Annotated in this window: 7 protein-coding genes; 5 read left to right on the plus strand and 2 right to left on the minus strand. The window is 69.8% G+C overall.

From position 1 onward, the window contains the following. Window positions 1-135: 135 nt before the first annotated feature. Together pheT and pheS are read right to left on the minus strand one after the other, a co-directional pair. Window positions 136-2,631 carry a phenylalanine--tRNA ligase subunit beta gene (pheT, locus tag ACFVDI_RS18385; RefSeq protein ID WP_378907711.1) on the minus strand — a complete coding sequence of 832 codons (2,496 nt, stop codon included), beginning with the start codon at window positions 2,629-2,631 and terminating at the stop codon, window positions 136-138. Then, a complete protein-coding gene (pheS, locus tag ACFVDI_RS18390; RefSeq protein WP_378907715.1) occupies window positions 2,628-3,734 on the minus strand; it encodes a phenylalanine--tRNA ligase subunit alpha in 1,107 nt (368 codons plus the stop codon). The genes pheT and pheS overlap by 4 nt, the downstream gene beginning before the upstream one ends. Before the next feature lie 187 nt (window positions 3,735-3,921). On the opposite strand from pheS, the gene ACFVDI_RS18395 reads away from it, so the two are divergent. From ACFVDI_RS18395 to ACFVDI_RS18415, 5 genes are read left to right on the plus strand one after another with little or no spacing between them, the layout of a single operon-like run. After that, entirely contained in the window at window positions 3,922-7,584 is a 3,663-nt protein-coding gene (locus ACFVDI_RS18395) for a nitrate reductase subunit alpha (protein WP_378907718.1), read from the plus strand. Between the two features lie 22 nt (window positions 7,585-7,606). Then, the gene (narH, locus tag ACFVDI_RS18400; protein WP_378907721.1) at window positions 7,607-9,301 is read left to right on the plus strand and encodes a nitrate reductase subunit beta; all 1,695 of its coding nucleotides are present in this window, start codon (window positions 7,607-7,609) and stop codon (window positions 9,299-9,301) included. After that, window positions 9,298-9,969: a nitrate reductase molybdenum cofactor assembly chaperone gene (gene narJ, locus ACFVDI_RS18405; protein ID WP_378907723.1), complete on the plus strand. Its 672-nt coding sequence runs from the start codon at window positions 9,298-9,300 to the stop codon at window positions 9,967-9,969. The genes narH and narJ overlap by 4 nt, the downstream gene beginning before the upstream one ends. Next, window positions 9,969-10,736 carry a respiratory nitrate reductase subunit gamma gene (narI, locus tag ACFVDI_RS18410; RefSeq protein ID WP_378907726.1) on the plus strand — a complete coding sequence of 256 codons (768 nt, stop codon included), beginning with the start codon at window positions 9,969-9,971 and terminating at the stop codon, window positions 10,734-10,736. The genes narJ and narI overlap by 1 nt, the downstream gene beginning before the upstream one ends. Next, window positions 10,733-11,947: an MFS transporter gene (locus ACFVDI_RS18415; RefSeq protein WP_378907729.1), complete on the plus strand. Its 1,215-nt coding sequence runs from the start codon at window positions 10,733-10,735 to the stop codon at window positions 11,945-11,947. The genes narI and ACFVDI_RS18415 overlap by 4 nt, the downstream gene beginning before the upstream one ends. Window positions 11,948-11,950: the final 3 nt, after the last annotated feature.

Raw genomic sequence — 11,950 nt, forward strand, 5'->3', positions numbered from 1 at the left:
CCCGACGAATCCCGTTCCTCCGGTCAGAATCCCACCATGGCGGGAAAGTGCCCGCCCCAGACGACCGCCACACGCAACCAGGAGGGCCGCTCGCAACGACGCGCGAGCGGCCCTCCCGGGTTGTCGAACGGCCCCTCAGCGCTGCACGGCGCCGGTGAGCTCGGCCGCCTTGGCGACCGCCGCGCCGCGGGCGGCCGCGGTCTCCTCGGCCGTCAACGTGCGGTCGGGGGCGCGGAAGCGGAGCGCGAAGGCGAGCGACTTCTTGCCCTCACCCACCTGGTCCCCGACATAGACGTCGAAGAGCCGCACGGTCTCCAGCAGCTCGCCGGCGCCCTCACGCAGCGCCGCCTCGACGGCAGCGACGGTGACGTCGGTCGACACGGTCAGCGCGACGTCCTCCTTGGCCACCGGCATGGTCGAGAAGACCGGGCCGGCGGCGGTGGCGGGCACCTTCGAGATCAGGAAGTCGAGGTCGATCTCGACCGCGGCCGAGCGGGCCGGCAGCCCGAACGCCTTACACACGTTGGGGTGCAGCTCGCCGGCGTGGCCGAACTCGACGCCGTCGACGGAGACGACCGCGCAGCGACCCGGGTGCCACGGCGCTCGCGTCGACGAGGCGACCTCGACCGGAACCCCGAGCTCGGACCCAAGACGCCGGACGACGTCGATGGCATCGGCCCACGAGGCGGTCTCCGCCGAACCCCACCAACCGCTTCGCGTACGCTCCCCGGCGAGGACGACGGCGAGGTGCAGCGGCTGGCGCGGGATCGCGGCGAGGAGCTTGTCGAGCTCTTCGGCCGACGGGCGCCGGTCGACACCGTAGATCGGCGCGGCCTGGTCCACCGGGAACGCGACCGTGGCGGTCTCGAACAGGGAGACCCCGTCCTGACCCCGCGAGACGTTGCGGGCAGCGACCTTCAGCAGCCCCGGTAGGAGCGTCGTGGTGTAGCCCGGCTCCTCGCTGCTGAGCGGGTTGGCCAGCTTGACGGTGTGGCGACGGACGTCGTCGGCGGCCAGTCCGAGCCGGTCGAAGTCGGCCTCGCCCACGAACGGGAAGTCGACGACCTCCACCAGTCCGGCACCGGCGAGCGCCCGCCCGATCCGGCGGCGCAGCTGCTGGGCGCGGGTCAGGCCACGGCCGGTCGCCCGGCGCGGCAGCACCGAGGGGACCTTGTCGTAGCCGACGATGCGGGCGACCTCCTCGATCAGGTCGTAGGGGTCGACCAGGTCGGTCCGGTAGGTCGGGACCTTCGCGGTCAGCGAGTCACCCACGACACTCACCTGGCAGCCGACCAGCTCCAGCGACCTCACGACCGTCTCGACGGATACGTCGATACCGATGATCCGAGCCGGAAGGTCGGTGGCGATGGTGATTTCGGTGAGCGGCGCGCGCGTGGCCGGCGAGGCGGTCGGGCCGACCGCGGTCACGCCCTCCTCGACCACGCCGCCGCCGTGCTCCACGAGCAGCTCGACCACACGCTGGGCCGAGACCGGCGGCAGCAGCCGGTCGGTGCCGCGCTCGTTGCGCTTGCCGGCCTCGGATGTCAGCTTGTGGCGGCGCCCGGTGCGGAACATCGAGCGCGGCTCCCAGTGAGCGACCTCGATGAGCAGGTCGGTGGTGGACTCGGAGACCTCGGTCGTGGCACCGCCCATCACCCCGCCCAGGCCGATCGGGCCGGAGTCGTCGCAGACGACCAGGTCCTCGGGGTCGAGGACACGGACGGTCCCGTCGAGGGTCTCCAGCTTCTCGCCCGCGTTCGCACGACGGACCACGATCGGGCCCTGCAGCTTGGCGCGGTCGTAGGCGTGGATCGGCTGGCCGAGCTCGAACATCACGTAGTTGGTCACGTCGACGGCCAGGGAGATCGACCGCACCCCGACGGCCTCGAGCCGCTTCCTGATGAAGTCGGGCGTCGCGGCGGCCGGGTCGAAGCCGGTGATGGTGCGGGCCACGAAGAGGTCGCACCCGTCGGTGTCCTCGATCTGGACCGGGTAGCCGGCGTCGTTCGCCATCGGCGTGTCCCGCTGAGCCGGGTCGTGGAACGGCGCCTCGAACCCGAGCGCCGCGTCGCGCGCGATGCCGCGCATCGAGAGCGCGTAGGCACGGTCGGGGTTGATCTCGAACTCGATGATCTCCTCGCCGAGCCCGAGCACCTCGCGCGCGTCGGTCCCGGGTGCGGGAGCGTCGGCCGGGAGCACGATGATGCCGTCGGCCTCCTCCCCCAGCCCGAGCTCACGGGCGGAGCAGATCATGCCGGCCGACATGTGGCCGTAGGTCTTGCGCGCAGAGATCTGGAAGTTGCCCGGCAGCACGCCACCAGGCAGGATCACGACGACCTTGTCGCCGGGGACGAAGTTGTGCGCACCACAGACGATTCCCTGCGGCTCCCCCGTGCCGTTGGCAGAACCGACGTCGACGGTGCACCAGTTGATGACCTTGCCGTTCTTCTGCGGCTCCTTCTCCGCGGTGAGCACCTGGCCCACCACGAGCGGGCCCTCGATGCCGGCGCCGGAGGTCTCGATCGCCTCCAGCTTGAGGCCGAGCGCGGTCAGCCGGTCGGTGATCTCGTCGATGCCGAGATCCTCCGGCAGCGAGACGTACTCCTTGATCCAGGAGAGAGGCGCCTTCACAGTTCACTCCCGAAAGCAGTAGTAAGCCGGACGTCACCCTCGAACAGGGTGCGCAGGTCGGACAGGCCGGTGCGGAACATCAGGGTGCGGTCGATGCCCATCCCGAACGCGAAGCCGCTGTATTTCTCCGGGTCGACGCCGCACGCCACCAGGACGCGCGGGTTGACGATCCCGCAGCCGCCCCACTCGATCCAGCCCTCGCCCTTGCACGTACGACACGTGACGCCGTCGATCACCTGGGCCCCCCGGCAGACGAAGCAGGTCAGGTCGACCTCGGCCGAAGGCTCGGTGAACGGGAAGTACGACGGCCGGAACCGGGTCACGATGCCCTCGCCGAACATCTGGGTGGCGAAGTGGTCCAGGGTGCCCTTCAGGTTCGCCATCGAGATGCCCTCGTCGATGGCCAGCCCCTCGACCTGGTGGAACATCGGCGAGTGGGTCGCGTCGTACTCGTCGGTGCGGAAGACGCGGCCGGGGCACACCACGTAGATCGGCGCCTCGCGGGTCAGCATCGTGCGCGCCTGGACGGGGCTGGTGTGGGTCCGGAGGACCACGTGGTTCTCGGCCGGCTCGGTCCAGAAGGTGTCCTGCATGGTGCGAGCGGGGTGGTCCGGACCGAGGTTGAGCGCGTCGAAGTTGAGCCACTCGGCCTCGATGAGCGGCCCCTCGGCGACCTCCCAGCCCATCGCCACGAAGATGTCGGCGATGTATTCGGCACCGGTGGTGAGCGGGTGTCGCCCGCCGGCCGGGACCCGGTCGGTCGGGAGCGTCACGTCGACGGTCTCCTCGACCAGCATCCGCGCCTCGTGCTCGGCCTCGAGCACCTTCTGCCGCGCCGCGAGCGCCTGGTTGACCGCGCCACGCGCCTTGCCGACCCGCTGGCCGGCCTCCTTGCGCGCGGCCGGAGGCAGGGCGCCGATCTCGCGGTTGGCCAGGGCCAGCGGCGAACGGTCGCCGGCGTGGTCGAGCCGTGTCTGCTTGAGCTCCTCGAGACTGTTCGCGGCGTCGATGGCCACCAGCGCAGCATCGCGCGCGGCCTCGACCTCCTCAGCCTTCAAGGGGGTGACCTCTACCGGGTCATAGTCGGTGTTGGGACCGGACATCACTGGCTTTCGTCGTCTGATGACTCAGTTGTCATGAATGAACGACAGTCTAGGAACCTCGCCCGTCCGCGCGCGAACCGGACATCCCGCGGACCTCGCGCGCGGGCGAGCGAACCGCCACCGTCGACACGTTGTCAAGGTCCTGCGGTCCTTGTATCTCTTCCGTCGGCGGAGTGATAGTAAAAACATGCCTCGAGTCGACGGCCCGGCAAGCGACCTCCTGCTCAAGACAGGTCGCTTCTTCACCAGATGGGACGAGACCGACGACGGTCGCGCGGTCTTCCGCAAGGGCGGCCGGGCCGGCGACGTGTTCTATCGCGACCGCTGGAGCCACGACAAGGTGGTCAGGTCCACCCACGGGGTGAACTGCACCGGTTCGTGCTCGTGGAAGGTGTACGTCAAGGACGGCATCATCACGTGGGAGACCCAACAGACCGACTACCCCTCCGTCGGCCCCGACCGGCCGGAGTACGAACCCCGCGGCTGTCCTCGCGGAGCGGCCTTCTCCTGGTACACCTACTCCCCCACGCGGGTCCGCTATCCCTACGTACGCGGCGTGCTCCTCGATCTCTTCCGCGAGGCCAAGAGCCGCACGGGTGGGGACCCGGTGGAGGCCTGGGCAGACATCCAGGCCGACCCCGAGCGCCGCCGCCGCTACCAGCAGGCCCGCGGCAAGGGCGGCCTCGTCCGGGCGAGCTGGGACGAGGCGCTCGAGATCGCCGCCGCCGCACAGGTCCACACCATCAAGACCCACGGCCCCGACCGCAACATCGGCTTCTCCCCGATCCCGGCGATGTCGATGGTCTCCCACTGCGTCGGCACCCGCTACACCCAGCTCATCGGCGGGGTCATGACCAGCTTCTACGACTGGTACGCCGATCTCCCGGTCGCATCCCCCCAGGTCTTCGGCGACCAGACCGACGTGCCGGAGTCCGGCGACTGGTGGGACTCGACCTACCTGATGATGTGGGGATCGAACGTCCCGGTCACCCGCACGCCCGACGCCCACTGGATGGCCGAGGTCCGCTACCGCGGAACCAAGGTGGTCACGGTCAGTCCCGACTTCGCCGACAACACCAAGTTCGCCGACGAATGGCTGCCGGCCCAGGCCGGCACGGACGCCGCGCTCGCGATGGCCATGGGCCACGTGATCCTGCGCGAGTTCTTCGTCGAGAGGAAGACCCCGTTCTTCGAGGACTACGTCCGCACCTACACCGACCTGCCGCACCTGGTCCGTCTGGAGGAGAAGGACGGAGCGTACGTCCCCGGGAAGTTCCTCACCGCCGCCGACCTCGGCCATCTCCTCGACCCACTGACCGGGGAGACACCGCCGGAGGATCGCTGGAAGACCGTGGTCATCGACGAGGGCTCGAGCGCCCCGGTCGTCCCGAACGGCTCGATGGGATTCCGCTACGCCGACTCCGGGAAGGGCAGGTGGAACCTCGACCTGGACGGCGTACGTCCCCGGCTCACCCTCCACGGCGACGGCGAGCCCGTCGAGGTGCTGCTGCCGGCGTTCACCAGTCCCGACGGCGCCGGTGAGGTGCTGCGCCGCGGGGTGCCCACGACCCGGGTCGGTGGCCAGCTGGTGACGACCGTCTTCGACCTGATGCTGGCGCAGTACGGCGTGGGCCGCGAGGGCCTGCCGGGCCTGTGGCCGGACGGCTACGAGGACCCGAACGTGCCCTACACCCCCGCCTGGCAGGCGGAGATCACCTCGGTGCCGGCCGAGGCCTGCCTCCGGATCGCCCGGGAGTTCGCCACCAACGCCGAGGAGTCCCAGGGCCGCTCGATGATCATCCTGGGCGCCGGCGTGTGCCAGTGGTTCCACGGCGACACGATCTACCGCTCGATCCTGTCACTGCTGATCCTGACCGGCTGCATGGGCCGCAACGGCGGCGGCTGGGCGCACTACGTCGGGCAGGAGAAGTGTCGCCCGATCACCGGCTGGATCTCGCTGGCCAACGGCCTCGACTGGTCCCGGCCGCCACGGACGATGACCGGCACCTCGTTCTGGTACATGCACACCGGGCAGTGGCGCAACGACGGCTACAGCGCCGACTCGCTCACCTCGCCGCTGGCCGCGGGACACCTGCGCGGCCACACCGCCGACGTGATCGCCGAATCTGCCGCCAAGGGCTGGATGCCCTTCTACCCGCAGTTCGACCGCAGCTCGCTCGACGTCGCCGACGAGGCGGCGAAGGCCGTCACCGCGGGTTACGCCGACAGCCCCGCCACCTACGTCAAGACCGCCCTGGCCGAGGGCACCCTCCGACCAGCCATCGCCGACATCGACGCCCCCAGCGCCTGGCCACGGACGCTGGTGCTGTGGCGTTCGAACCTGCTCGGCTCCTCGGCGAAGGGCAACGAGTACTTCCTGCGCACCCTGCTGGGCACGCACCACAACGTCCTCGGCACCGAGAACCCCATCACCCCACGCCCCAAGGGCGTGCGCTGGCACGACCAGCAGCCGGAGGGGAAGCTCGATCTGCTCGTCTCGGCCGACTTCCGGATGACCTCGACGACGCTGCTCTCCGACGTCGTCCTCCCGGCGGCGACCTGGTACGAGAAGCACGACCTCTCCTCGACCGACATGCACCCGTTCGTGCACGCCTTCACGCCCGCCATCGACCCGCCATGGGAGGCGCGGACCGACTTCGACCTCTTCCACGGACTGGCCGAGAAGCTCTCCGCGCTCGCCCGCAAGCACCTCGGCACCCGCAAGGACATCGTCAGCGTCCCCGTCCAGCACGACACCCCCGGTGAAACTCCTGCCGACCCCGGCCAGACCCGGCCGGTGATCGCCGTGGTCGAGCGGGACTACACCGCGATCGCCGACAAGCTGGCCTCGGTCGGACCGCTGGCCGACACCCTCGGGTTCACGGTCAAGAACATCACCTACCGGATGGAGGAGCAGACCGCGAAGCTGGCCAGGCAGACCGGCGTGATGCCGAGTGGTCCGGCAGCAGGGCGCCCCGCCATCGACACCGACGAGAAGCTTGCCGAGGCGATCCTGCTCTTCTCGGGCACCACCAACGGCGAGCTCGCGGTCCAGGGTTTCACGAGCCTCGAGCAACGCGTCGGGAAGAGGCTCGCCGACCTCGCCGAGGGCTCGGAGGAGAAGCGGATCACCTTCGCCCAGACACAGTCCGCCCCGGTGCCGGTGATCACCTCACCGGAATGGTCCGGATCGGAGACCGGCGGCCGCCGCTATGCCCCCTTCACGGTCAACATCGAGCGCCTCAAGCCGTTCCACACACTGACCGGGCGGATGCACTTCTACCTCGACCACGACTGGCTCACCGACATCGGCGAGGCGATGCCGCTCTACCGGCCACCGCTGGACATGCACCGACTCTTCGGCGAGCCCCGGATCGGCCGGGACGGTGCCGCACAGGTCACCGTCCGCTACCTGACCCCGCACTCCAAGTGGTCGATCCACTCCGAGTACCAGGACAACCTGTTCATGCTCTCCCTCTCCCGGGGCGGTCCCACGGTCTGGATGTCGCCGCAGGACGCCGAGGCCATCGACGTACGCGACAACGACTGGGTCGAGGCCACCAACGCAAACGGCGTCGTGGTCGCCCGTGCGGTCGTCTCCCACCGGATGCCCGAGGGCGTCGTCTACATGCACCACGCCCAGGACCGCACCATCGACGTACCGAAGTCGGAGACCACCGGCAGACGCGGCGGGATCCACAACTCCGCCACCCGGCTGCTGATCAAGCCCAGCCACCTCATCGGTGGCTACGCCCAGCTCTCCTACACGTTCAACTACCTCGGCCCGACCGGCAACCAGCGGGACATGGTCGCCACGGTCCGCAAGCGATCGCAGAAGGTGACCTACTGATGCCCCGGAGCGGAGCGACCTCATGAGACTCATGGCTCAGATGGCGATGGTGATGAACCTCGACAAGTGCATCGGGTGCCACACCTGCTCGGTGACCTGCAAGCAGGCCTGGACCAACCGGGCCGGCACCGAGTACGTCTGGTTCAACAACGTCGAGACCCGCCCCGGCCAGGGCTACCCGAGACGCTACGAGGACCAGGAGCGATGGCGCGGCGGCTGGACGCTGGACCGGAGGGGCAACCTGCGCCTCAAGGCCGGCGGACGCGTCAAGAAGCTGCTCACCATCTTCTCCAGCCCCGTCCAGCCCGAGCTCGACGACTACTACGAGCCCTGGACCTACGACTACCAGACCCTCATCGACGCCCCGCTCGGCGACGACTTCCCGGTCGCCCGCCCGAAGAGCCTGATCACCGGCGAGGACACCAAGATCACCTGGTCGGCCAACTGGGACGACAACCTCGGCGGCTCGATGGAGCACGGGCATCTCGACCCGATCGTGGCGAAGATCCGCGAGGAGTCGAACGAGCGGATCAGGTTCGAGCTCGAGCAGACCTTCATGTTCTACCTGCCCCGCATCTGCGAGCACTGCCTCAACCCCTCCTGCATGGCGTCATGCCCCTCGGGGGCGATCTACAAGCGCGAGGAGGACGGCATCGTCCTCGTCGACCAGGACCGCTGCCGCGGCTGGCGCCAGTGCGTCACCGGGTGCCCCTACAAGAAGATCTACTTCAACCACCGCTCCGGCAAGGCCGAGAAGTGCACGCTGTGCTACCCCCGCGTCGAGGTCGGGCTGCCGACGGTGTGCGCGGAGACCTGCGTCGGCAGGCTGCGCTACCTGGGTCTGGTCCTCTACGACGCCGACGCGGTGACCGCGGCCGCCTCGACGACATCCGAACAGGACCTGTACGCCGCCCAGCTGGACGTGATCCTCGACCCGAAGGACCCGCAGGTCGTGGCCGAGGCCAGGAAGCAGGGCATTCCCGAGGACTGGCTGGAGGCCGCCCGCCGGTCGCCGGTCCACGCACTGATCAAGGACTACCGCGTCGCGCTGCCCCTGCATCCGGAGTACCGGACCATGCCGATGGTCTGGTACGTCCCGCCGCTCTCCCCCGTCGTCGACCTGCTCAAGGAGCAGGGGCACGACGCCGAGGCCGCGCCCAACCTCTTCGGCGCGATCGACTCGTTGCGGATCCCGGTGGAGTACCTGGCCGAGCTCTTCACCGCCGGCGACACCGGCGTCGTCGACCTGGTCCTGAAGAAGCTGGCCGCGATGCGCGCCTACATGCGCGACGTCACCCTCGGCCGCGACCCGGACGCGTCGATCCCCGCCGCGGTCGGGATGAGCGAGGAGGAGATCTACGAGATGTACCGACTGCTCGCCATCGCGAAGTACGAGGAGAGGTACGTCATTCCCACCGCCCACGCCGAGCAGGCCCACGACCTCGAGGAGATGGGCTGCTCCCTCGACTTCGACGACGGGCCCGGAATGTACGATTCCGGCCCGCTCGGCGAGGCCAGCGGACGTCCCGTCCCCGTCGCCGTGGAGACCTACCACGCACTGAAGCAGCGCCAGACCACCGACGCCGCGGCCTCCGACGACACCCTGCGCGGACGGGTCAACCTGCTCAACTGGGACGGCAACGGGACGCCGGAAGGACTGTTCCCCGACAAGCACAGCCCGGAGAGACCGGGCACCGAGCGAGAGGCGCGGTCATGAAGCGGCGTACCCAGGACTGGCGCGTCGTCCACCAGGTCGCGGCCTGGTGCCTCGGCTACCCCGACGAGGACCTGATCGCGAAGCTCCCGCTGCTGCGCAGCGCGCTCGACGAGCAGCCCGCCTCCGAGCCGGTCGCGCTGCTGCGCGGCTTCGTGGACACCCTCGCCCGCCAGGACCCGCACGCGCTGCAGCACGTCTACGTCGAGCTGTTCGACCTGCACCGCCGCCAGACCCTGCACCTGTCCTACTGGCGCGACGGTGACACCCGGCGCCGTGGGGAGTCGCTCGCGGACTTCAAGGCACGCCTTCGCGACGGCACCGCGAAGGGCGCGGGCTGGGTCGTGGACACCCACGGCGAGCTGCCCGACCACCTGCCGATGGTGCTGGAGTACGCCGCCCTGGCCGACCCCGAGGGCGGGCGTCGGCTGCTCATCGAGAACCGGTCGGCGCTCGAGCTGATCCGGCTCTCCCTGGTCGAGCGCGGGTCGGCGTACGCCGATGTCCTCGCCGCCGTCTGCGCGACCCTCCCCGGGCCGTCGGCACGCGACAAGCAGGAGGCGCTCGCCATGGCGCAGGCCGGACCGCCCGCGGAGTCCGTCGGCCTGGAGATGCTGCCGTTCCCGACCGCTCGGCCGGGATCGGCGGCCACGATGATGGGGGCCCGCTGATGACCACGGCCTCCGGATGGGACGTGGTGCTGTGGGGCGTGCTGCCCTATCTGGCCATCGCCGTCCTCGTCGTCGGCACCTGGTGGCGCTACCGCTACGACAAGTTCGGGTGGACGACGCGGTCCTCGCAGCTCTACGAGTCCCGGCTGCTGCGGATCGGCTCACCGCTGTTCCACTTCGGCATCCTGGTCGTCGTCGTCGGCCACGCCGCGGGCCTGCTCGTTCCCGCCTCCTGGACCGAGGCGATGGGCATCTCCGAGGACGTCTACCACGGCAACGCCCTCTTCTGGGGCCTGATCGCCGGCGTCTGCACCCTGGCGGGCCTGGCGCTGCTGGTCTACCGGCGGCGTACGACCGGGCCGGTCTTCATGGCCACCACCGCGAACGACAAGGTCATGTACGTCGTCCTGGTGGCAGCGATCGTGCTCGGTCTGTGGACCACCGTGGTCGCCGTCGCCGACGGAGACCAGGCGCACGACTACCGCGAGACGGTCTCGCCCTGGTTCCGCTCCCTGTTCGTCCTCCGCCCCGACGTGGAGGCGATGGCTGCCGCGCCGATCCAGTTCCACGTCCACGTGCTGGTCGGTCTGCTCCTCTTCACGATCTGGCCGTTCACCCGCCTGGTGCATGCGTTCACCGCGCCGGTGCACTACCTGTTCCGTCCCTACATCGTCTATCGCAGCCGGGACGTACGCCCGCGTGCCGGCGCCCGCCCGGAGCGGCCCGGCTGGGCCGGCACCGGCACCTTCGACCGGGAGGACCGATGAGCACGCAGACCGCGCCCACCAAGACCCAGAGCGGACAGCTCAGGAATCTCCTGCTGGCCACCTGGGCGTTCACGATCAGCTTCTGGGCCTGGAACATGATCGCGCCGCTCGGGGTCCGCTACACCGGCGACCTGGCCCTCTCGGCCGGTGAGAAGTCGATCCTCGTCGCGACACCGGTACTGGTCGGATCGGTGGGCCGGATCCTCGCCGGCGCGCTCGCCGACCGTTACGGCGGCCGGATCATGTTCCCGGTGCTGATGCTGGCCGCGGCGCCCTTCGTGCTGCTGGTGGCGCTGGCGGGCAACATCGGCTCGTTCGCGCTGCTGCTGGTGTTCGGCTTCTTCCTCGGCATCGCCGGGACGACCTTCGCGGTGGGGATCCCGTTCGCCAACGCGTGGTATCAGCAGTCCCGGCGTGGCTTCGCGACCGGCGTCTTCGGGATGGGCATGGGCGGCACCGCGCTGTCGGCCTTCTTCACGCCGCGGTTCGTCGAGTGGTTCGGCTACACGACGACCCACGTGGTCATCACGATCGCGCTGGTCGCCTCGGCGGTGCTGATGTGGTTCACGCTCGCGGACGCGCCCACCTGGCGCCCCAACACCGACCCGGTGCTCCCGAAGCTGGTCGCGGCGATCAAGCTCCCGGTGACCTGGCAGATGTCGTTCCTGTACGCCGTGGCCTTCGGGGGCTTCGTGGCCTTCTCCACCTATCTCCCGACCTTCCTCAAGGACGTCTACGACTTCGACCTCACCGCGGCGGGCACTCGCACCGCTGGGTTCGCCATCGCGGCGGTGGTGTGCCGCCCGCTCGGCGGGATCCTGTCCGACAAGGTCGGGCCGCGTACGGTGGCCTCGATCTCCTTCGGCGGCGCGACCGTCCTCGCGGTGCTCATGTCCCTGACCCCGCCGCTCGAGGTCCCCGCCGGCGCTGTGTTCGTGCTCATGGCCGCCTTCCTGGGCCTCGGGACAGGCGCTGTCTTCACCTGGGTGGCCCAGCTGGCTCCGCCGGCCCGGGTGGGATCGGTCACCGGCCTGGTCGGTGCGGCCGGAGGCCTCGGTGGCTTCTTCCCTCCGCTGGTGATGGGGGCGACCTACGACGCCGCCTCGCACTCCTACACGACCGGGCTGCTGCTGTTGTGCGCCGTGGCGGCGATCGCACTGGCCTTCACGCTGTTCGGGATCCGGAGACGGGCGGGAGCGACCACTTCGTAGGAC

The sequence above is a fragment of the Nocardioides sp. NPDC057767 genome (genome assembly GCF_042798275.1).
In the GTDB taxonomy this organism is placed as follows: Bacteria; Actinomycetota; Actinomycetes; order Propionibacteriales; family Nocardioidaceae; genus Nocardioides.

What these genes read in the sequence shown, in the direction of transcription:
- pheS (WP_378907715.1), bottom strand. Translation starts at nt 3,734, where the DNA reads ATGTCCGGTCCCAACACCGACTATGACCCGGTAGAGGTCACCCCCTTG.
- ACFVDI_RS18395 (WP_378907718.1), top strand. Translation starts at nt 3,922, where the DNA reads ATGCCTCGAGTCGACGGCCCGGCAAGCGACCTCCTGCTCAAGACAGGT.
- narH (WP_378907721.1), top strand. Translation starts at nt 7,607, where the DNA reads ATGAGACTCATGGCTCAGATGGCGATGGTGATGAACCTCGACAAGTGC.
- narJ (WP_378907723.1), top strand. Translation starts at nt 9,298, where the DNA reads ATGAAGCGGCGTACCCAGGACTGGCGCGTCGTCCACCAGGTCGCGGCC.
- narI (WP_378907726.1), top strand. Translation starts at nt 9,969, where the DNA reads ATGACCACGGCCTCCGGATGGGACGTGGTGCTGTGGGGCGTGCTGCCC.
- ACFVDI_RS18415 (WP_378907729.1), top strand. Translation starts at nt 10,733, where the DNA reads ATGAGCACGCAGACCGCGCCCACCAAGACCCAGAGCGGACAGCTCAGG.